The following is a 21,119-nucleotide window of genomic DNA, read 5'->3' as shown; positions in this document are numbered from 1 at the left end:
CCGTAGTACCTGGCGAGACCGAACAGCAGGACTTCATCCTCGTTGTCGACGACGGTGCCGAGCGATGGCCGGCCCGCCGCGCTCGTTCGCGCGAAACGATGGGCCGCGGGATAGTTATGACATGGGTATGGCCAAGCACATGATGGAGCAGGGTTGGTCCTACTCTGACGCTGTTGTCTGTTCGCAGTGCCTCGACGACCCGATCCTCAAGCAGTCGGTCCATCACGCCGCTGACACCTCGGTCGGACCGTGCACGTTCTGCGGTCGGCGACCCGCGGCGTCGCTCGACGTCGTCCTGGAGCTGGTCGTCGACGGCCTGAGGACTGAGTACACCGACCCGATCAACGAGGCGTACTACGACTCCAGCGAAGGCGGGTATCAGGCCGCGATGCAGGACACCGAGGAACTGCTCTACGAGAACGACGTCAGCAGCGATCACGCCGTCATTGAGGAGATCGCGCGCAGCGTCCACACCACCGAGTGGTGCGACCGCGATCTCGCCATGCCCCCGGTGGGCATGGGCCTGGCGTGGAGCTGGAACCGGTTTCGCGAGGAGGTACGGACGCGGCGCCGCTACACGTTCCTGTTGCCCGATCCTGCCGAGGAAGACGAGCCGGGGATGCATCTGGTGCACGAGGTTCCCGCCGCCGTCACCAGAGCCGTCCAACTCGCCGATCTGGTCATCGACCAACCCGCCGGTGGCACCTGGTGGCGTGCGCGGGTCGGCAACGCCGGGGAGACGTTCGCGACCGCCTCCGACATTGGTCCACCGCCGTCGGAGTACGCGCGTAGCAACCGTATGACGGCGGCGGGGATCAGTGCGCTCTACGGCGCCTCGACGCGTGCCGGTGCCGTCGGGGAGGTGAGCAAGTATGCCGATCCCGGAAGCGGGCTCAGCGTCGGCGAGTTCGCGCTCCACCGTGGAGTGCGGGTACTCGATCTGCGTACCCCGCCGCCCGTTCCGTCCCTGTTCAACGCAGCGGACCGGGACCGGAGGCCGGCGACTGTGTTTCTGCGGGAGTTCATCAAGTCCATCGGTGAACCCACCCGCCCCGGTGGCTCCGATGACGTCACCTACATCCCGACCCAGATCATCACCGAGTTCCTGCGCTACGGCCTCCCACATGGTCCCGTCGACGGCATCCTGTGGCGGTCAACAGCAGTCGATGATGTCGACTGCTGCGTGCTGTTCGTGACCCCAGAGGAGTGTGCGGACCGCGGGAACGAGACACCGGACACCCGGCTCGTACTCGACCACCGGACGATCATTCATCAAGCAGTCTGACGACCGAATCGCGCGCAGACCCAACGAACGTCGGCTCCAATCATGCCCACTGACATGTTGTTGAACGGGTCGCGATGACCTGTGCCGCAATCACAGTCGTATGCGGTGCTACCGCAGCGGCCCTCAACAACGGACGCAGCACGACGTTGGTGTACGGCGCTGTGGTGCTTTGTCCGGGAGCGGCCGTATGCTTCCTTATTGCGCGGGCTCGCATTCCCGAGGCTCAGGACATTCGTGCCCTCGGCTTCGACGAGGGTGCCGGCGAGTAGTGGGTGTGGCGATGATTGAGTTACGGTGGATCGCCCGCTGGCCGGAGTTGTTCTCAGGTCTCACCGACCTCCAGGTCCGTGGAGTCGTGCAGGCGATCGACAACAACCTTCTCAACGGCTGGGATCATCCGCAACGTGACGACATCGAGTTCTCCACGCTCTACAGACTGGCCGACCACTTCGGCGTTCCGGTCTCGGACTTGTTGGCGGAGTAGAAAACGACGGTAGGGAGAGATGGCCGAGTGCTTTTTCTGCGGAACTGATGCCAAGCTCACCCGCGCGCACCTGTTCCATAAGGACATCCGCGCAGCGCTTCCGAATGAGTCCACGGAGGTGACTCTGGCGGCGTCGAGCATCGCTGGGGGGCTCGTACAAGACCTCATTTACACAGGTGATGTTCGTGAAATGAACGTCAAAAAGCTGTGTGGCCCCTGCAATCGACTCTGGATGGAACCGATCGAGAGGGCTGTTGGTCCTATCATCAAAGCCCTCATGGGAGGACACGGCGCTCCGCCCCCGAAAGACCTTTTCCGGCTGGCCCACTGGGCGACGATCGTCGGCGCACTCGCAACGCAGACAGGCCCGAGGTTCGACGTACCGGTCGAGCACCGTCGCCAGATCAGGTTCACGAGAACAGGGCAGCCTCGAGACTTCGGAACGCACCTCATCCTGACCCTAGATACCTACCCGGGCACACAGTTCGACTTCATGCGCTTCGAGACCGAGCCCGGCTCGACCGACGGAGGGGTGTCGTGGTTCAGCGCGCTGCACGCCGGACCGGTGGTGATCATCTCCGCCGAGTTCAGGGTCAACACGATGATCGCCCGCGAGCTGCACTACAGCGGCTTCGAGAGCTACCTCGGCGCGGTGTCGAGCAACCTCGCCTGCATTCCCCCCGCGATCCGCAACGGGCGAGCACTGGTCCCTGGGCTCAAGTTTCCCACCCACTTCGCGGTCCAGGAGATGTATCGAAGTCTCGTCGGCCCCAACGTGTCCTACGTCGACACCGCCCACGGAGGCTCACTGGTGTCAATGGACACCAAGACGTGGACGCACCCACAACCGTTCGACTACGACGGGACCCTTGTCGATATGCGATCCCAGCTCGATTTGAGCTACCTGGATGGCGTGTTCGAGGCGTAATGCCGACGGCCGTCGACGCACCGGCCCCGTTGCTATTATTGCTGCATGGCGGCACGGGTTTCGAAGTTGCGGGCGGTGGCTACGGATCAGTTCGGCTTGTTGGGGTCACGGTAGTAATGGCGCAAAAAACAACGAAGTTCGCGTAGTGCCTGGTCAGCGGGTAGACGGACGCTCTTGTTGGTGGCCGCTATCGGTGGCTGCGGTCGGGGCCGATGAGGCTGGTGATGCCGCGCATGGCTGCCGGTGAGGGTTTGAAGTAGCGGCGTAGGTTCTCGGGTTTGCGGTGGCGGGACTTGGCCATCAGCTCCACCAGGCTGGCACCGGCCTCGCCGAGATGCGTCAGGCCGGAATGCCGAAGTTCGTGCAGATCCCAACCGGTGCCGGGCCCATTCGTCGCGGTGGCGGCATCCAGCACGGCGCGGGCCTGGCCGTAGGACAGCCGGGCCAGCCCGGTGTCGGGGCAGATGTCCCGGTCGGCGGCGGCCTTTCCGGGGCCCGGTCGGCGGTGGGTGACGAACAGCGGTCCGCGGGTGCGGCCCTTGGTGAGGCGTGGCAGGAGCCGGGCGGTGCCCGCGTCCCAGTACACGAGCTCGTGCGCGTACTCGTGGTAGGTGGCACCGCGGCGGCGGGTGCGGGGCTTGGCGCCCTTGGACTTCACCGGGCAACACCGCCCGGCCAGATCGAGGTCCTCGATGTTGACCTGGAGCAGTTCCTCGGTGCGGGCGCAGGTTTCGTAGAGCATCCGCCACAGCGTCTTCTCCCGGAGGTCGATGTCGCGGCGGGCGATGAGCCGGTCGATCGCGGTGCGCGAGTGCACCGGGGTGGTGGAGTCCGGTGGAGTGGAGCGTTTCACCCAGGCCGGGACCGCCGGGGCGGTGTGGCCGTGCTCGCGGCACCACGCCAGCCACGACGCGACCGCGGCGCGGCGGGCGTTCCAGGTGTTGACTGCTGAGGAGCCCCACAGGGTTTCGAGGGTTTCACCGATCTCATCGTCGGCGACGTCGGCCAGCCGCCGGGTCTCGCCGAGCGTGGCGGTGGTCTTGTCGACGGCGATGCCGTAGGCGCGGCGGGTGTTCGGGGAGCCGATCGAGTCGAGGAAGCTGTCGCCGGCGGCGCGGACGGTGATCCCGGACGGCACGGTGGTACCTCCCTCACTGGGCTTGCCGCAGATAACAGGTCCGCGTCGCGCACCGCCGGAGCGGAGTCGGCGCAGGCCGGATGTCATGATGCTACAGATAACAGGGTGTTATCCGTGGCAGTCGGAAAATGGCCTCACCCGAGTACCGGGCGATGCTCATGGGGTGTCTATGCGCCGATTTCGCGGTGGACGCCGCCGGCGGCGGTGTTGACCGCTTCGGCGAGGGTGGGGTGGATGTGGATGGCTTGGGCGAGTTGGGTGTAGGTGGCGCCGGTGGTCATGGCGATGACGGCCTCGTGAACGAGGTTCCCGCCGTCGGGTCCGGCGATGTGGCAGCCGAGGATACGGTCGGTGGCGGCGTCGGCGACGAATTTGACCAGGCCGCGGGTGTTGCCGATGGCGCGGGCTTTCACGACGCCGGTGAAGTCCTGGCGCCCGACGACGACGTCGTAGCCGGCGGCGCGGGCGGCAGGTTCGGTGAGCCCGACGGCGCCGACTTCGGGGTCGGTGAACACCGCGTGAGGCACGATGCGCCCGGTTGTGGTGCGGTCCTGGCTTCGGAATATGGTGCGGTAGACGATGTCGGCGTCGTCGCGGGCGGTGTGGGTGAACATGGGCCCGCCGCGCAGATCGCCGAGCGCCCAAACATTTTCGGCGTCGGTGCGCAGGGAGGCGTCGACGGTGAGGAAGCCCTGTGGGTCGGGTTCGAGACCGAGGTACTCGAGGCCGAGATTGTCGCTGTTGGGGGTGCGTCCTGTCGCGATCAGCAGGTGGCTGCCGGTGATGTCGTCGGCTTCGCTGCCGGTGCAGCCGAGCCGGATGTTCCCGGTGGTGCCGGTGGCCGCGGTGCAGGTGGTGCCGGTGAGCACGGTGATGCCGTCGGCGGTCATGCCCTCTCTGACGGCGGCGGAGATGTCGGGGTCCTCGCCGGGGAGCAGCCGGTCGGCGCGTTGGATGAGGGTGACCTCGGAGCCGAATCGCCGGAACATTTGGGCGAACTCGCAGCCGACGTAGCCTCCGCCGACGACGAGCAGATGTGAGGGCAGGTCGGTGAGGTCCAGCAGGGTGCGGGAAGTGAAGTAGGGGACGGTGTCGAGGCCGTCGATGGCGGGGATGGTGCTGCGGGTGCCGGTGACCAGCAAGATCCGGTCGGTGGTCAGGTCGGTGCCGTCGACGGTGAGTGTGCGGGGTGCGGTGAAATGTCCTGTGGCGTGGTAGAAGTCGAGGTCCGTTGATTTCTCGACGGTGCGGTAGGAGCCCGCGCGGATGGAGTCGACGATGGTGTTCTTGCGGTCGACCACGGCGGCCAAATCGACGGTGACCGGTCCGGGTAGGCGGACCCCGAATTCGGCGGCGCGGCGCGCCTGGTGCGCCACGGCGGCGGAGGCGATCATGGTCTTGGTGGGGATGCAGCCGCGGTTGAGGCAGGTCCCGCCGAGCAGTTCTTTCTCCACGAACGCGACGCGGCCGTGCCGGGCCGCGCGCAGCGCGAGCGGCAGGCCGGCCATGCCGCCGCCGAGTACCAGGGTGTCGTAGCGTTCGCTCATGTGCTCGGTGCCTTTCCTCGATCGAATCGCTCTGGAAGGGGTACGGCAGTCGACCGGTCGGCGCGGTCAGCGCGCGTGTTTCTCCTCGATTGTGGCGGGTGCGGGGGCGCAGCAGTCGTTGTCGGGGGTGGCGTCGCGGTGTCGGGCCCGGGTGTTGCGGGCAACGACGGTGGCGGCAAGCGTGGCGGCCACGGCCGCCACGGCGAGAATGATGACCGTGCCGGTGTGGTTTTGAATCCAGATGCTCACCGCGGCGGACCAGGCGGTGGAGCCCATCGCGGCACCACCGGTACTGCCGATAGCGGCGGGCCACCAATACCAGACGAGGTAGGCGCCGGTAGCGACGAGCACGACGGCGGTGATGCGGGTGCCGTGGCGGGCGAGCACCGCGAGGTAGCGGGTGGCAGCGGTGCCCGCCGCGGCGGTGGCGAGGCTGACCAGCAGCAAGACCGTCGCGGCCCCGGCGGCGTAGACGGCGAACACCACCAGCAGCGCTGCCCATCCGGCGGTGGCCTGGGCTTGGGCGATCACGGCGAGCAGCACCCCGAAGGTGCACGACAGCGACGCGGCCGCATAGCCGGCACCGGCGGCCACCATACCGGTGGTGGTCATCGATGCGCGGGGCGGGCGCTGAGCGCGGCGGGGCAGGCGCAGGCCAAGGCCACGGCCGGTGAGCATGACCAGCCCGAGCACCGCCAGCGCCGCGCCGACGGCCAGGCCGAGGCGGGGGCCGCGGCGATGAGCGCGCGGGCGCCGGCGCTGACGGCCAGGCCCGCCGCGGCGAGGGTGCCCGCGAATCCGAGGGTGAGCGCGGTCCCGGCGCGCAGGGCGCGCGCCATGCGGACCGGGAACGCGTCGGTGGTGGTGTCGCCGAGGGTGTGGGTGATCCAGGCGGGCAGCAGCGCGAATCCGCACGGGTTGACCGGGGCGAGCATCCCGGCGGTGAACGCCAGCGCCAGCAGTCCGCCCATCACGCCGCTCCCGCGTCGCGCAGTGCGGTGGTGATCTGGTCGGCGGACGGGTCGGTGGCGCGGTAGGTGACCTTGCCCGCCGGATCGACCACGACCAGCGTCGAGAGCGACGCCACCGAGAGTCGTGTGGTGAGGGTGGCGCCGGTGTCGATCACGGCGGGCAGCGCCTGGGTGCCGGTGAAGTCCTGGAACCCGGCCACCGTCTGCGCGGATTCACCCGGATCCATGTCGACCAGCACGAACGACGCCTTGTCGCCGAGTTGTCCGGCCGCCTGCGCCACCGATTTCGCGCCGCCCACGCATTCGCCGCAGCCGACGGAGAAGAAGAACAACGCGGTCGGCTTGTCACCGGGCACGCTGATGGAGGTGCCGGTGACGGTGTCGACCTGCACCGGCGCCACCGGATCCTGCGCCGTCGTGTCGGTCGAGGTGCACCCGGTGAGGGCCAGGGCTGCGGACAGCGCCAGCGCGGCGGCGGCGAGGGCGGGGCGGCGAAAGCGTGGCAGAGTGGCCATTCGAGGACAGTGGCCTTTCGTGCGGGGGGCGAGGGAGTGTCAGCGCGGTCTCGCGACCGCTCATCGGGGTGTCAGAGTTCGAGACGGTCATGCCGGGGTTTCCGTCCGGTCGCGGTCGGCCGGAGCCGACCGAGGGGATCCGGGTCGGGGCGGACAACACCCCGTGGCCTTACGGGCGCGGCGCCGCAGGGTGTAGCCGACGGCGGCGGCCACGACCAGCACGCCTGCGGCAAGCAGCCACGGGCTGGTCAAGACACCGCCGAGACCGGCGAGCACGCCGCCGGCGATCAGGGCGGGACCGGCGCAGCAGGCGACCATCACCAGCACGCCACCGGCCACTGCGAGCAGACCACCGAACCCGCCCGAGTCGTTGTCGGGTGTGTTCATCGCCTTGTTGTCGGGTGTGTTCATCGCCGCCCACTACCGTCCGCGGCGGGGATGCGCGGGCAGCAGCCCAGCGCGGCGGAGTTGTCGGCCGCCAGCGACCGCGCCAGCATCACCAGGTCAGCTACCCGCGGATCACCCACGGAGTACCGCAGTTTCTTCCCGTCGCGGCGCGCGAGGACATACCCGCAGTCGGCCAGGCAGGACAGGTGTACCGACACCCGGGGCTGCGAGATGCCGGCGTGTTCGACGCAGTCGGCGGAGGTGCGCTCCCCGGCGAGGATGAATTCGAGGAGCTTGAGCCGGGTCGGATCCGACAGGGCGCGAAAAAACTTCGCCGTCGTATCCAGATGCGTACACGCCGACTCGGCACCGGGCACGGTGACAGTGGCGGTGGTGGACCGGGCCATGGGATCGCCTCCACGAGACTTGAACTATTCGGATAAACGCATAATATGGTTCCGGTAGATATTCGTCAACACGAATAGCAGCCGTTGTCGGTTCAGCGGTTGCCCGACCAGGAGGCACCCTCGTGACCTTGACAGATTCCCGCGCCGATCTGGCGATCATCGGTTCCGGCTCGGCGGCGTTCGCCGCCGCCATCGCCGCGGTCAACCTCGGCAAACGGGTGGTGATGGTGGAGCGCGGGACGGTCGGGGGCACGTGCGTGAACGTCGGGTGTGTGCCCTCGAAGGCGCTGCTGGCCGCCGCCGAGGCCCGCCACGCCGCCGAGGCGGCGGGCCGGTTCCCCGGGCTCACCCCCGCCGAGGTGCCGCTGGATTTCCCCGCCCTGATCGCGGGCAAGGACGCGCTGGTCGGGCAGCTGCAGGCGGAGAAGTATGTCGACCTGGCCGCCGACTACGGGTGGGAGATCGTCTCCGGCACCGCGGTGTTCGACGGCAGCGCCGAGGCACCCGTGCTGCGGGTCGCGCGCGCCGAGGGCGGTGTACGGGTGATCGAGGCCGACCAGTATCTGATCGCCACCGGTGCCGCGCCCTGGGCTCCGCCGATCGACGGCCTCGTTGAGGCCGGGTATCTGACCTCGACCACCGCCATGGACCTCCAGCAGCTGCCGGAGTCGCTGATCGTGGTGGGTGCGGGCTATGTGGGGCTCGAGCAGGCCCAGCTGTTCGCCCGCCTGGGCAGCAAGGTCACGGTGATCGCGCGTAGCCGGCTGACCTCGGGTGAGGAACCGGAAATCTCGGCCGCGCTCGAGGCCGTCTTCGCCCACGAGCGCATCGACGTGCTCACCGCCGCCACCGTCGAGAAGGTCCTCGCCGACGACGGGCACAAGGTGGTGACCGTGCGCACCGGCGGCGGCGCCAGCACCGAGCTGCGGGCCGAGCAGGTGCTGATGGCCACCGGCCGCCGCCCCAACACCGCCGGGCTGGGCCTGGATGCGGTCGGCGTCGCCGTCGACGAGCGGGGCGCGGTCGTGGTCGACGACCGCCAGCGCAGCAGCAATCCGCGCATCTGGGCGGCCGGGGACGTGGCCGGGGATCCGCAGTTCGTGTACGTGGCCGCCGCGCAGGGCACCCTGGTCGCCGACAACGCCCTGGCCGGTGCCGATCGCGTCCTGGACTACACCACGGTGCCGCGCGTGACGTTCACCAGCCCCGCGATCGCCTCGGTCGGACTGACCGACGCGCAAGCCGCCGCGGCCGGGCTGGCCTGCCAGTGCCGGGTGCTGGGGTTGTCGAGCGTGCCGCGGGCGCTGGTCAACCGGGACACCCGCGGCCTGGTCAAGATCGTCGCCGAAGCCGGCACCGGCCGGATCATGGGCGTGCACGCCCTCAGCGACGGCGCCGGGGACCTGATCACCGCCGCCACCTATGCGATGACCGCGGGTCTGACCGTCGACCGGCTCGCCCACACCTGGGCGCCGTACCTGACCATGGCCGAAGCGCTGAAACTGACCGCGCAGACTTTCACCACCGACGTCACCAAACTGTCCTGCTGCGCAGGCTGACGCCGTCGGACGGGAGGCAGTGATGAACGGACACATGACGATCGGGGACCTCTCGGCCCGCACCGGGGTGCCGGTGAAGGCGCTGCGCGAGTACACCGACCTCGGCCTGATCTACACCCTGGGCCGCAGCCCGGCCGGCTACCGCCTCTACACCGACGACGCGGAGTGGTGCGTGCGGTTCATCGGCGAGCTGCGCGGCCTCGGGCTCACCATCGCCGAGATCTGCCAGCTCACCTCCACCGACCGTGACGACCACGGCCGTTCGGTCGGCGCCCATCTCGCCGAGCTGCTGCAGCGGTCGCGGCAGCGGCTGCGCCCGATGCCGAGCAGATCCTCGACCGCATCGACGCCTTCGAAACCGCACACCGTGCGCATCTGGCCACCGACGACCTGTGCTGGGCCGGTGACCCGTGCGGATGCGAGCTACGGGCTTGACCCTCACCCCGGGGACAGACCCTACCGTCGGCACCGTCACTGTCCGATCGCCCTCGAGGAGTCCGATCCCATGAGTACCGACAACCTCACTGCCGACGTTTTCGCCAAGATCCTGCCCGCCGGCCGGGACCGGGCGCTGATGCGCGCCGCGCTGCGGCTGCTCGCCCACGGCACCCCGGTCACCGTCACCGAACTCGCCGCCGCCGCGGGAGTGCCCGACCTCGACCCCGCGCAGACGCCGATCGGCGCCGACGTCGAATACGACGAGGCCGGCCGGATCGTCGGCTGGGGCCTGACCCTCAACCCGACCCCGCACCGGTTCAGCGTCGGTGGCCACCAGCTCTACACCTGGTGTGCCCCCGACACCCTCATCTTCCCCGCCGTCATCGGCGCACCCGCCTGCATCGAATCCGACTGCCCGATCACGGGCACCACCGTGCGCCTGACCATCGACCCCGTCACCGGGGTCAGCGACCTGGAACCGGCCACCGCGATGGTGGCCTTCGTCGACCCCGACCGGATCCAGCCCGGTCACCTCCGCGCCACCTGCTGCAACCCGCAGATGTTCCTCGCCACCTCCGACGCCGCCCACCACTGGCAGGCGAAATTCCCAGGCATGACGGTGCTGCCGGTCACCGACGCCTACCACCAGCTCGCCCGCCCCCTCGCCGACGCGATCACCGACCCGACCACGACCACCGGAACCAGCGCCTGCTGCTAGATCGCGCCGCCGCCGATCCGGGCCGGCGCTGCGGGTCAGAACAGGGTGTCCCGCACGCGCAGCGGCCGGTACCCGGTGGGGCCGAGCTGGGCGAGTTCGGCGTCGATGTCGACCTCGATGGCGCCGAAGAAGTTGATGTTCTCGCTGTGGGCCGGGGAGATGTGCGTCAGCACCTCGTCGTCGATGCGCCGCCCGGCCCGCCGCATCTGTTCGGTCGCCAGCCCGTAATACTCTGTGGTCCAGGCGATGACGGCGTTGGTCGCCAACGTGAGGCACCATGCCTGTTCGGTCTGTCCCTCCAGGTGCCTCGCGCGCACGGCGCCTTCGTGCGCGTAGAGCAGGTCGCGGCGGAGCGCGTGCAGGGATTCGCCCTTGTTGAGCTGTCGGGAGATCTTGCGCCGATAGCCCGGGTCGGACAGGTACCGGGCGGCGTAGATCGTGCGCCGCAGCGCCCCGTATTCCTTGAGCGCCGCCGCGAGGGCGTTCTGCCGGCCCGACGCGGAGAGCTTGCCGACCAGCAGCGACGCGGTGGCGTGCCCGAACTTCAGCGACCCGCTCAGCCGGAGCAGGTCGTCGTAGTGCTCGGCGATGAGATCCAGATTCAGCTTGCGGGTCAGCAGCGGCCCGGCGTGCGGGAACGCGGACTCCACCTGGGCCCGAGGCGCCGCCCGATACAGGGTGATCCGGCCCAGGTCCCGGATGCGGGGCGAGAGCTGCAATCCGAGCAGGTCGAACAGCCCGAAGTTCACGAGGGTGACGCCGTGCGTGTCGGTCGCATGCTCGGTGATCGGCAGATCCGTTGCATTGCCGAGGATTTCGTCCAGCACGTAGTGAGCTTCGCGTCTCGTCGCGACGATGACCTTGGTGCCGTAGGTGGCGTGCTGATCGGTGACATGGGTATACGTGCTCAGTCCTTCGTTCGCGAAATAGCGGCTCAACGCTCTGGCGGTGACCGATTTGCCGCGGGTCGGGAACCGTTGCCCATCACTCGACGACAGGGTGCCGGCGCCGAAGACCGGGGTCAGCGGCAGCCTTTGGTGGTAGTCGATGATCGTCAGGTTCGCCGCCCGCAGCGTCTCCTCCCGCACATACCATTCGCTGGTCCAGGCCAGGATGTCGTAGGAGAGGCCCGACGCCTCGGCCATTCGGGTCAGCCCGAGGTTGGTGGAGTAGGCCAGCAGGACGGCGATGAGGTTGCGTTTCAGCTCCGGGCTGCGGGCCTGTTTGCCGCCGGCGTGGGTGAAGCAGTCCAGGTAGCCGGTGCGTTTGTCCAGCTCGATCAGCAGCGACACGATCGGCGCGAACGGCAGCATCTCCGTCAGCTCGGCCTTGAGCGCCGTCGCCTCCGCGGGCACATCCTCCGCCGACAGCGGTGAGATCACCAGGTCACCGGCCTCATCGAGACGGACCGGCCCGTCGCCGCCGGCGAGCACCTTCTCCAACTCGCCCATAGCGGCGTCGAGCTCGTCGGTGGCGGTCGCCAGCGCGCGAGCGGGATCAGCGGACTTGCCGACCAGGCGGCAGAACTCGTCACGCTGCGGCTCCCACGCCTGCGGGGTCAGCAGGTACGCGGCCGGGTCGGCGTAGCGGCGCGACCCCGGCACGAACACATCCCCGCTGCGCAACCCGTCACGCAGCCCCAGCAGCACGCACAGCTCCCAGTAGTGCCGATAGGCGGTGGTGTTACCGGCTTTGCGGGCCTCGTCGAGGTAGCCGCGCCACTTCGTCGGCACGAACCCGGTCGGCGCGTCGTCGGGCACCTTGCGGGTACCGGTCGCGTTCAGCTCCCGCAGCATGTGCACCCCGATCAGCAGCTCGGTCGCGGCGGTGCCGCCGGCGAACCGGACTGTCGACAGCACCTGCGGGGTGAACTGCCGCAGGTAGGAGTACGAGCTGTCCAGAGCGGCCAGGTGCCCGTGATCGCGCGGCAGCCGAGGCTTGGCCTGCGCGACCGCGGCCCGCAACCGCTCCCATCCGATCCGATCGCCCCGGATCAGGCCGCCGATCTCCTCGTCGGGGATCTGCAGGTCACAGACGATCGCCAGCAGGTCGTCGAGCAACCCCTGCCGATCCTCTCCGGCCTTACCGCGCTCGGCCAGCTCGTCGCGCATCCGGCGTTCGGCCTTGCTCAACCTGGCCGAGATCGCCTGATCGAACAGCTGCACCACCTCGTCGAGCACATCGGTGGCCGACTGCGCCAACACGGTGAGCAGAATCGGGTAGCGGCGTTGCGGATCCCGGCGTTCGAGGGCTTGGCCCGTCAAGCGGCGGCCCACCGTCGCCAGGAACCGCCGCCGCTCCGCCGGCAGCACCGACATGTCCAGCTCATCCGCGCCCAGGTTGCGCAGGAACACCAGCTTCTCGACCTCGGCCTTCACCGCGGTCGCCGACGCCTCCACCGGGCCGGTCGACAACCACCGCAACCGCGACATCTCGATCGACGGGTCGACGACCAGCAACGCATCCAGTTCCTTACACCGCTGCGGCGTGAACTCGCGCGCCAACCGGTCGTAGGTCTCCCGCTGCGCCCGCGTGCGAGCGTGCGCGACCCGGCGGACCACCGTTTCCGGGCCCGGCCGGATCACCCGCGCCGAGATCAGGTACTCACACGCCAGCCGGAACAACAGCGTCGGCGAATCGTGCTCCATCGCCCGCGCCAGCAGAAACTCATCCAGCTCCTTCAACTCCATCGCCCCGGCAGGCCGCCACCCCAGATACTGGGCCACCAGCCGCACATGCTCGGTCCGCGTCTGCGCCCGCTTGCCATACGAACGAAGCTGCGCTGCATCGATATTCAGCTGATCCGCCAGCCGGGCCACCGCCACCGGCGGCGCCGACGGCACCTTGTCCGGCACGAACCCCAGCCACGGCAAGGTGCACAACGCCACCGCCAGGCCCAGACGGACCGCAGGGCCCCTGCCCTGCGGAGCAACAAACGCCAGATCCGCCGGGGTCAGCGTGAAGTACCGGAACAACTCCTCACGACTGATCTCCGGGAACTCCCGCAGGCGCTGCAACTCCTCGTCCGCGAATACCCGCGTCGCCACGAACCCCAGCCTCCAACACGCCGACCAACCTCATCGGCAGACAAGCCAAGCACCAACCACCCCGGCCCGCAGCCCGAACCGAGAAATCGCCGCTGACCAGGCACTACGCGAACTTCGTTGTTTTTTGCGCCATTACTACCGGGACCCCGATCCGCAGCGATCTGCTGGTCATCGACCTCGACCGCTGCGCTGCGCAAGTGTGGCCACGCCTCCGCGACGTGCTCGGCCACTACTCCGCCACCACCGCCTACCTCGCCCTCTCCGGCAGCCCGGACTCGCTGCACGTGGTGCTCACATGCGCCTCAGTTTCCTCTGACCGCGGCATCCGCGAGTTCCTCGCTGAACTGCGCCGCCACCTCAACCTGTCGGCTCGCCGCATCGACGTGCTGAGCCCAGGACATCTGCTACGTCTGCCGGGCAGCGCCTCGCTGAAACCCGGCGGCCATCACTGCACACCGGTCAACGACGACCTCACACCCATCACCGCCGTCCAGACCGCCGAGAGGCTGCGCACTGCCCTCGGCAGCGACGAACCAGGACCCGTGCAGGCCACCTTCGCCCGCCACGACGACGGGTGGTGCGTGCAGCTCGACGCCGAGGTGTATCGCTCCGGCCTCGAGGTAGAGGTCCATCGCCGCGACGGTCAGGTTAAGCGAGTACGTATCGGCGATGTCGTCGCCCATGCCGGCGATCGAGTCCGCGCCGCAATCACCGACGACCTCACCCCCCACTCCCCTGCCCCGGGCCCGATGGTCGCGCTGTCCTCGGCTGCACAGATGCACGAGCTGGCCCCTGACACCGACGATGCGGATCAGCTGCAATGGCAGGCACCTCGAGCCTGGCGGCGACGCACGTCTATCTCGGCGCAGCAGTGGCGCATCCTCAACGACACCGGAGGTGAGGACCGCTCGGCCGCGGCGACGGCCGCGGCATGGGTGCTCTGGGACGTGGGCCTGCGGTCGTTCGCCGCAGTGAGATGGTTCTACGCGCACTGCCCAGCGTTTGCGAAGTTCCGTGACCGCGATGGTAACCGCCGGCGCGGCCGTTCAGCGTGTGCCGCGCACTGGCGGAGCATCGCTGAGCGTGCCAGTACCCACCGCCCACCGCTGGACCCCGCTGACCAAGAACTCGTCGACGACGCCCTGGCCGAGGTCGCCACCTGGGACGATCCAGACCTGGTCGCGGCTGCCGTCGCAGTCATCACACACCGCTACACCGACGGCCACGGCCTCGTAGATCGCCCGATCGCCAAACGCTGCCTCGCGACCTGGATGTCGGTCTGCGACAGCCGTGCATTCGTCCACCTCCAACGCCTCCAGGAGCGCGGCCTGCTCGTTCGGACCCGAGACTGGCGGGACGGACCAGTCAACGAAGCCGCGCTGTACTCGCTGCGGGTGCCAGATGAGTTTTACCGTGGAAATGGTGACCATGACGTCACAGACCCCCTGCGGCTGCACCCACTCTGGGGGCAACTGGGGCACCACGCCCACGGCCTATGGGCAGTGCTGTCCCACGAGGGCCAAGCGATCCCCACAACTGAGGTGACAGCAAAGTCCCCCCTCCCCACCGGCGGTACCGGATGGGGAGTGCTCGGTCTCCTACACACCCTTGGTTCGTTGGGGCTGGTCACACGGACTGGCACGGGCAAAGGAACGCGCTGGACTGTCGCCCCTGACCAGGCCGGCTCAGAGGCTGTCGACGCTGCGGCCACCTCGAGCGGGGCGTTCGAGCGGGCGAAACAACTCCGTGCGCGGATCGTGGGCGAACGCAAGGCTTACCACGCGGAAGGACCTGGTGAGCGTGCCCGCATGCGCGCCGGTCTGAAGGTTCTCCGAAGCAGACTCACCCACGCCGACGTGGTGGGACGCGAGCAAGGCAGTCTTTTTCCAATGCTCACCGCGCATGACGGTCCTTTCGACCGGGCTCCCGGACGCCGTCAGCTAGAGGATCATCCTTAGAGCTCGTCCGATGGGTGGCACCACGAGCGACCTCCACGCCAAACGGAACTCGCATCGCTATCCGTGCTAGTGCAGCTACTATAGCTAGCAATGCTATGGCAAGTAGGTTAGCGAGACCGGCAGCCCTCGCAGGAGTCCGGCCGCCGGGCCCCGGCAATAGGTGTGGTGGGCGTGTGGTGGGCCGAACAGGAGCGGGGCCAGCTCCGAGCATCATGTTGTCCAGGGGCGCTGCCAGGCACTTCGCAGGTAACAGCTGCCCTAGCGTTCCTAACTAGCGAAGGGTCACTAGCAACGTCCGCTGTCATAACACGCACCGCTGTTCTAGCTACCAAAGCTATAGTCGCTGTGCATGTTGCACTAACTTCAGTCGCTAACGTAGCTACACTAGCCTAGCTAGGTTGCTAGCAGTAGTAGCCACCAGTTGAGGAGGGAGTTGAAATGCAACCGCGCAGAATCGCGATAGCGAATCAGAAGGGGGGCGTCGGAAAGACCGCAACTGTCCTTGGTCTGGCGTCCGCTCTCAGTAATAGAGGGCAGAACGTGCTGGTGGTCGACATGGACCCTCAGGGGAACGCCACCACCGGCCTCGGTGTCGAGGTCACGGACGACGCGGTTACCTCCTACGACCTCATGGCTCAAACCAAAGAGGGCACCGCGGGTGATGCTGTGGTGGCGACTCCGTGGGATCTGGTTGATCTCATCCCGGCGAGTGTGTCGTTGGCGAACATCGAGGCCGATGGAGCGAACGACCTGATCTTCCGCCTGGACGTCGCATTCGAGGGCGTGGACTTGTCCCCGTACGCGGTGGTCCTGTTCGATTGCCCGCCTTCGTTGGGCAAGCTCCTTTTCGCCGTGCTCTGCGCCGCCGACGGTGTTGTTGCCGTCACCGAGCCCACGATCGACAGCGTAGGAGGGGTCAGCAATCTCGAAGACACGATCCGAAGTGTCACCCGTCGACCGAACCCGCAGCTGTCGTTCGACAAGGTCGTCATCAGTCGCAAGCGAAACACTGGCGAGCACACCTTCCGAGAGCAGGAACTGCGGGCAGCCTACGGCGACCTGGTCGCCTCGACCACGGTTCCCGAGCTCGCTGCGCGCCAAGATGCGCACAGCGCCCACACGCCGATACACAAGTACCGCGGGGGCAAATCGCTTGCCCTGCAACTGGCGTACTCCGACCTCATCGACGAACTCGATCTCAGTGCAAAGGAGACGGCATCATGAGTGGTGTCAATCGAGCCCCAGCAATTCGCCGGCACCATCCAGCTGACGACCTACCCGAAAGACCAGCCCGGCCGGCCGCCGCGGCGGAGGCGCCTACCCAACCTGCGGAAGCGCCCCTCGCGGCCGCTCCGGACGTGCGGCAGACCGGGGGAGAGGTCGAAAAGATGACGGAACAGCACAACGTGCGCATCCGCCCGAGTGTCAAGGCGCGTGCAGTCCGCGCAGTGGGCAAATTGCGGTACGAGACAGGCAACAAAGACGTTTCGTTGCAATCGATCACAGACGCAGCCTTGGACGAATACCTGCGGAAACACGGCTGCTAGCTGACCTAGCTAGGGATGCTAGCACTGCTAATTCTTGAAGGTCCTGGTGGTGATTGGAGCACCACCAGGACCGGCGACCAACAGAAATGGAGCTGTTGATCTATGTCCGACCCTACCCACGCCCGCAACGCCGACAATGGCGCGACGAGCGCCGCGAGTGTCGCGATCGCGGTTGTTCTCAGCCTGATTGTTGTCGGTGCTTCATTCACGTTGAGTTTCAGCGCATTGACCGACCTCGCACGTATGTCCGGCGCCATCCCTAAGCCCTTGACGCCTCTGCTGCCTGTCGTCGTCGACGTCTTCATTTTGCAGGCCACCTGGTGTGTCTACGTCGCGACGCGACGTCGTGACGACGCCGGTAGGCACTACCACTTCGCGATGCTCGCAATCTTCTCGACAGTGAGCGTCGCAGGTAACGCCGGCCATGCGTTCCTCGCTACCGACCAGGGCGTCATGCGCGGACTCATGGCCGTGGCTATCGCGATCGTCGCACCTCTAGCTCTGCTCGCCTCTATTCACGGACTCGTTATGCACGTCTGGACTGGTGGTGGGCCAGAGTTTGAACAGACCAGGGACAACGATAAGCCTGCCGCGCAGGGTGGCACGGACATGACGGTGCATGCACAGGATGAGCTCGATACGAGTGCGTCCTATGCACACTCGCAGGTCACCGCCCCACAGCTGCCCGTCAATACGCAGCCTGCTGCTGGCGCGCAGCTCGTGGGCCTTCAGGAGGTCGACGAACAGATCTCCGAAGACGACCTGCAACTGGCTCGTCTTGTATGCAGCAAGGGTCGGCTGAGAAACGATGAACGCGCCGTCGCTCGCGTGCTCGTCGCCGAGCGCCTCCGCATATCCCGCGAAGACGCCGCCGTGCTCACAGGCGTGCACAGAACCACCATCGGACGATGGATGGAACTCGCGGCTGAGTGCCGCCCAGAAGTCGCCTCGCACAGCGAGCGTGCGCACCCAGGCATTCAGTCAACGCCCGTAGACGTCTCATGAGCGTGCGCACACTCGGGAGTCGGGGGAGAGGCACGCACGTGAGCGCATCTGGCCTGCCGTACTGCCAGTTTGGCGCCGACGAGTGTGAGCGGGTGGGTGCGTCGCGGATCTGTATTTCCGAGTGTCAGATGGCTGAGGCGATGGCCGCCAGGATGGACTCACGATCACGGCGATCATCCGCGGCTGCCGCGACCCCGTCCAGATAGGTGGCGAAGTCGTCGACCAGGTCTCGGCCAACTGTGCTGAGCGCGTTGATCGCCGACGCTGGGGTAGCGACCGGGAGCCCTCTACGCCTGAGGACGTCGGTGCCCCAGCTCAGCGGTCGCTCGAGACCGAGTACTTCAGCGGTGCTCCATCGTTCGCGCGCGCCTCTGGTGTTGATGACCGCCAGTTGCGGCAGCGAGACAGCCTCGGCCAGGCCGTGGAGTGCGAGTGCGGTGGTCGCGGTGACGACGTAGTCAGGCCACTCGGCTGCCAATCGCTCGGCCGGGAACAAGTCGCCACCGGCGGCCACCCACGCAAGCCGAGCGCCATAAAGGACACCGGACCTGACTCTGCGAGGTCGGCGCATCACTCCGTGAGCAACCCCATCGAGGTAGCCGGGCTGGCGCAACCGCGTGATATGGGTGCGCGTCAGGCCCAGTCGTAGGCACTGGCCGGTGGTGATGAACCCCCACTGCTGTGCCAGCACGTCGTCGATGACGAGCGCCTGCCGCGCCAACTGTGGGCTCAGGCGGGGCGGAGAGGTAGGGGTCACAGTGTTCGTCAGTCGTCGTCGAAGTGGGTTTCCATAGTCTCGATCATCCGGCCGTCATACGCTTCTTGGCTGATAAATTGGGCGTCGAATCCCTCTTCGGCGTGATCGCCGGCAGCGGTTTGTTCGCCGAGGGCGATGATGCGTGCGTGGCGATCCTCGTCGTCGAGCAATGCTTCCAGCTTCTCCCGCAGACGTTCGAGCGCGCCTTCTTTCGACTCGGCGGTGACAGACCAGTCTTCGCCGCCGTACCGACCTGTCCACACACCGTTGGCGTCTTCGGTGAGGATGGCGCGTTGGGTCACATGCAACCGCGGCCGCTCATCCATCTGGATGCTCCTTACCCGTAGAACGTCTCGACGAGCAGCGCTACGGGCGCAGGGCAAGCTTGCGCCGTACCCCAGCCCCAACCTCTCGGTCTCCCCGTGCACCAAGACCTCCGGCGGATGGCAATTCACCCTGAACTACGTCCGCTAGACACTCCACACCCAGGCTGCCCCCCCGCCCCACCGCAGCCGGGTGGCGGGGGTGCAGCCGTTTAGGGGACAAGGATTCGGGCTGGGTGGTGGCCACAGACTCATGTGCGCCGCAAAAACCTGACGTCGTCACGTCGTCACGTCGTCACGTCGTCACGTCGTCACGTCGTCACGTCGTCACGTCGTCAGGTGGGACAAGGGGCTGAAGTGGCGGGGGTGCGTGCGGCCCCGGACTTCCCGATCCGGGCACACCCCCGCCCACGCGAACAGACTACACCACCATCGAACACCCATTCGACTAGCGCGGCTAGACTGTCAACATGTTCGATCACTGGCCCGACACCCGGACACTCCGCGTGTTCGACCCACCGCGGCCCGTGCTGATCGACATGGCGATCGCGGACCCGTCGTGCGGGCGCTCATTTGCGGCCGGTGGGGGAGTGTCGTTGCGAGTACGCGCATCCGGCGCGCGCATCGAGCCGACCATGCCCGCGTCCCTCTTGGCTTGGTTGCAGCTCTCAAATGGGTTGTGGCGCGGTATATGTCAGATGCCGGTCGAGAGCGCCAACCACGTCTCGTCCGCGACCATCACGATGTGGGTACCGCCCGAGGCCCTGCGACCGCGAGAGGATGCCACCGAGCAATGACCGAGAATACCGACGGGGTCGGCCCCACTAATCGGGTCGCGCCCAAACGGGGTCGCGTCACGATGGGTGAGCTGACGTTGATCGTGCGGCCACCCGGCCGGCCGGCCGACGTTCGGGTCTATACCGACGATGAAGCGGCCGAAGCCCAGGCGTACGCCTCCGAGGTTGGCGGCCAGGTCGAGCAACTCGTAGAAGACACAAGCTGACTGCGCTGCGCTGCGCTGCCGCCTTCCCCGGTCGGGTCGGTTGCCCCAGAATCCGGTGTGGTTGCGTGCCGTCCGGGGACAGTCGAGGTCAGGACCTATCGTCGGGTTCGGGCCAGATCACTTCGTCTGGGGTTTTGTCGGTGCGGAAGCCCTTCCATGAGGAATGTCGGAGGCGGCGGGTGATCTCGCGGTACTCGATGGTGCCGACTAGGACCGGCTTCACCCATCGCACGTTGCTGATCCTCGTAGGGGAGTGTTCTGCGGTGAACGGATGGCCAGGGTGGGCCACCGCGGCGAGCAGGTCGGCGATCTCGCGGCGCTGTTGCTTGGTGAATCCGGTCCCCACCTCTCCGAGGTAGACCAACTCACCTGACGGCCGATACCCGCCCACCAGCAGCGACCGCACCGCAGTCGGGCCGCCGGTCCACCCGCACACGATCACTTCCGCGCTCAGCCGCAGCGGGACCTTCACCCACGACGGCGACCGTTGGCCGCGCAGGTACTTCGACGCCCGCCTTTTGGCGACCACGCCCTCCAAGCGGAATTGCTTCGCGAGCTCCAGCATCGGTTCAGCCGAGCTGTCAGGCCAATACGGGGTGACCTGCACCGCCCCGGTGCTCGTCATCGCGGAGTCGAGCAGTTCCCGGCGTTCGAGGTAGGGCAGCGGTGCAACGTCGTCTGTGCCGTCGAGCTCCAGGACGTCGAACAGATAGAACGCGACCGGGACGTCGGTGAGGAGCCGGCGGCCCGGCCGTGGGGTGTGCATCCGACGTTGCAGAAGCGAGAACGACGGTCGCCCCGTAGCGTCGAGGGCCACGATCTCACCGTCGACCACGACGTCGCGGCCACCGCTCGCCGTGCGCAGAGCAGCTGTGATCTCGGGATACGTCGAGGTGATCGGGCTCAGGTTGCGGCTCAACAGCAACACCTCACCGCCGGCAACCCGGGCTGTGCACCGTTGACCGTCATATTTCATCTCCCACGACCAGCCCGAACCTGACGGAGCCCGACCTGGGGTCGCGAGCATCGGCGCCATCGAAGCCATACGCTCCACTGTCCTCGCTCACCCACCGGTCGGTGTCTATCCTCAGGCCGTGATCGA

The 21,119-nt window shown here is 67.5% G+C and carries 21 protein-coding genes; 10 read left to right on the top strand and 11 right to left on the bottom strand.

Features of this window, described 5'->3' with window-relative positions; all coding sequences use genetic code 11:
• The first annotated feature begins 121 nt into the window (after positions 1–121).
• The 3 genes from BJF87_RS00235 (at position 122) to BJF87_RS00225 (ending at position 2,697) form a co-directional block, all read left to right on the top strand.
• Positions 122–1,285: a HEPN-associated N-terminal domain-containing protein gene (locus BJF87_RS00235; RefSeq protein WP_075862411.1), complete on the top strand. Its 1,164-nt coding sequence runs from the start codon at positions 122–124 to the stop codon at positions 1,283–1,285.
• A gap of 280 nt (positions 1,286–1,565) precedes the next feature.
• Positions 1,566–1,769, top strand: a complete 204-nt coding sequence (locus BJF87_RS00230; RefSeq protein WP_075862493.1) for a hypothetical protein — start codon at positions 1,566–1,568, stop codon at positions 1,767–1,769.
• A 118-nt stretch (positions 1,770–1,887) separates the two neighbouring features.
• The gene (locus tag BJF87_RS00225) at positions 1,888–2,697 is read left to right on the top strand and encodes a hypothetical protein (RefSeq protein WP_139319380.1); all 810 of its coding nucleotides are present in this window, start codon (positions 1,888–1,890) and stop codon (positions 2,695–2,697) included.
• Between the two features lie 187 nt (positions 2,698–2,884).
• Here the strand turns inward: BJF87_RS00225 and BJF87_RS00220 are convergent, their stop codons facing one another.
• From BJF87_RS00220 to BJF87_RS00195, 7 genes are all read right to left on the bottom strand, one after another.
• Positions 2,885–3,835, bottom strand: a complete 951-nt coding sequence (locus BJF87_RS00220) for a site-specific integrase (protein ID WP_005195278.1) — start codon at positions 3,833–3,835, stop codon at positions 2,885–2,887.
• Between the two features lie 167 nt (positions 3,836–4,002).
• Positions 4,003–5,382, bottom strand: coding sequence for an NAD(P)/FAD-dependent oxidoreductase (locus tag BJF87_RS00215; protein WP_075862409.1), 1,380 nt, complete (start codon positions 5,380–5,382; stop codon positions 4,003–4,005).
• 66 nt (positions 5,383–5,448) lie between these two features.
• Complete coding sequence (locus BJF87_RS26475; RefSeq protein WP_235194085.1) at positions 5,449–5,994, bottom strand: cytochrome C biosynthesis protein; 546 nt, start codon at positions 5,992–5,994, stop codon at positions 5,449–5,451.
• Entirely contained in the window at positions 5,991–6,353 is a 363-nt protein-coding gene (locus tag BJF87_RS26470) for a hypothetical protein (RefSeq protein WP_235194086.1), read from the bottom strand. The genes BJF87_RS26475 and BJF87_RS26470 overlap by 4 nt, the downstream gene beginning before the upstream one ends.
• Complete coding sequence (locus BJF87_RS00205; RefSeq protein ID WP_005180213.1) at positions 6,353–6,868, bottom strand: hypothetical protein; 516 nt, start codon at positions 6,866–6,868, stop codon at positions 6,353–6,355. Before BJF87_RS00205 ends, BJF87_RS26470 begins: the two co-directional genes overlap by 1 nt.
• 87 nt (positions 6,869–6,955) lie before the next feature.
• On the bottom strand, positions 6,956–7,279 hold the full coding sequence (locus BJF87_RS00200; protein ID WP_005180211.1) for a hypothetical protein: 324 nt from the start codon (positions 7,277–7,279) through the stop codon (positions 6,956–6,958).
• Entirely contained in the window at positions 7,276–7,662 is a 387-nt protein-coding gene (locus BJF87_RS00195) for a helix-turn-helix transcriptional regulator (protein ID WP_004018626.1), read from the bottom strand. The genes BJF87_RS00200 and BJF87_RS00195 overlap by 4 nt, the downstream gene beginning before the upstream one ends.
• Before the next feature lie 122 nt (positions 7,663–7,784).
• On the opposite strand from BJF87_RS00195, the gene merA reads away from it, so the two are divergent.
• On the top strand, positions 7,785–9,221 hold the full coding sequence (merA, locus tag BJF87_RS00190) for a mercury(II) reductase (RefSeq protein WP_005195274.1): 1,437 nt from the start codon (positions 7,785–7,787) through the stop codon (positions 9,219–9,221).
• 34 nt (positions 9,222–9,255) lie between these two features.
• Positions 9,256–10,377 (top strand): organomercurial lyase MerB, encoded by a 1,122-nt coding sequence (gene merB / locus BJF87_RS26465; protein ID WP_017681707.1) that lies wholly within the window; start codon positions 9,256–9,258, stop codon positions 10,375–10,377.
• A gap of 35 nt (positions 10,378–10,412) precedes the next feature.
• On the opposite strand, the gene BJF87_RS00175 is transcribed toward merB, so the two are convergent.
• Positions 10,413–13,424 (bottom strand): Tn3 family transposase, encoded by a 3,012-nt coding sequence (locus BJF87_RS00175; RefSeq protein WP_005203168.1) that lies wholly within the window; start codon positions 13,422–13,424, stop codon positions 10,413–10,415.
• A 197-nt stretch (positions 13,425–13,621) separates the two neighbouring features.
• Here BJF87_RS00175 and BJF87_RS00170 point away from each other — a divergent pair, with 197 nt between their 5' ends.
• The 3 genes from BJF87_RS00170 to BJF87_RS00155 all read left to right on the top strand — a co-directional run bounded on the left by BJF87_RS00170 (position 13,622) and on the right by BJF87_RS00155 (position 17,934).
• Complete coding sequence (locus tag BJF87_RS00170; protein WP_262338799.1) at positions 13,622–15,382, top strand: hypothetical protein; 1,761 nt, start codon at positions 13,622–13,624, stop codon at positions 15,380–15,382.
• Between the two features lie 438 nt (positions 15,383–15,820).
• Complete coding sequence (locus tag BJF87_RS00165; RefSeq protein WP_065630570.1) at positions 15,821–16,606, top strand: ParA family protein; 786 nt, start codon at positions 15,821–15,823, stop codon at positions 16,604–16,606.
• Between the two features lie 425 nt (positions 16,607–17,031).
• The gene (locus BJF87_RS00155) at positions 17,032–17,934 is read left to right on the top strand and encodes a DUF2637 domain-containing protein (protein WP_075862408.1); all 903 of its coding nucleotides are present in this window, start codon (positions 17,032–17,034) and stop codon (positions 17,932–17,934) included.
• Positions 17,935–18,058: 124 nt separating this feature from the next.
• Here the strand turns inward: BJF87_RS00155 and BJF87_RS25595 are convergent, their stop codons facing one another.
• Together BJF87_RS25595 and BJF87_RS00145 are read right to left on the bottom strand one after the other, a co-directional pair.
• Entirely contained in the window at positions 18,059–18,691 is a 633-nt protein-coding gene (locus tag BJF87_RS25595; RefSeq protein WP_139319379.1) for a type IV toxin-antitoxin system AbiEi family antitoxin domain-containing protein, read from the bottom strand.
• Positions 18,692–18,699: 8 nt separating this feature from the next.
• The gene (locus BJF87_RS00145) at positions 18,700–19,017 is read right to left on the bottom strand and encodes a hypothetical protein (RefSeq protein ID WP_075862406.1); all 318 of its coding nucleotides are present in this window, start codon (positions 19,015–19,017) and stop codon (positions 18,700–18,702) included.
• 467 nt (positions 19,018–19,484) lie between these two features.
• Here BJF87_RS00145 and BJF87_RS00140 point away from each other — a divergent pair, with 467 nt between their 5' ends.
• Together BJF87_RS00140 and BJF87_RS00135 are read left to right on the top strand one after the other, a co-directional pair.
• Positions 19,485–19,811, top strand: a complete 327-nt coding sequence (locus tag BJF87_RS00140; protein ID WP_075862405.1) for a hypothetical protein — start codon at positions 19,485–19,487, stop codon at positions 19,809–19,811.
• A complete protein-coding gene (locus BJF87_RS00135; RefSeq protein WP_075862404.1) occupies positions 19,808–20,017 on the top strand; it encodes a hypothetical protein in 210 nt (69 codons plus the stop codon). The genes BJF87_RS00140 and BJF87_RS00135 overlap by 4 nt, the downstream gene beginning before the upstream one ends.
• Before the next feature lie 88 nt (positions 20,018–20,105).
• Here the strand turns inward: BJF87_RS00135 and ligD are convergent, their stop codons facing one another.
• A complete protein-coding gene (gene ligD / locus BJF87_RS00130; protein ID WP_262338815.1) occupies positions 20,106–21,044 on the bottom strand; it encodes a non-homologous end-joining DNA ligase in 939 nt (312 codons plus the stop codon).
• Positions 21,045–21,119 lie beyond the last annotated feature (75 nt).

This window comes from Gordonia sp. CNJ-863, from assembly GCF_001942325.1.
GTDB classification, from domain to species: Bacteria; Actinomycetota; Actinomycetes; order Mycobacteriales; family Mycobacteriaceae; genus Gordonia; species Gordonia alkanivorans.
The sequence above is the reverse complement of the archived record's forward strand: the minus strand, read 5'-3'. Positions and strand labels throughout refer to the sequence as shown.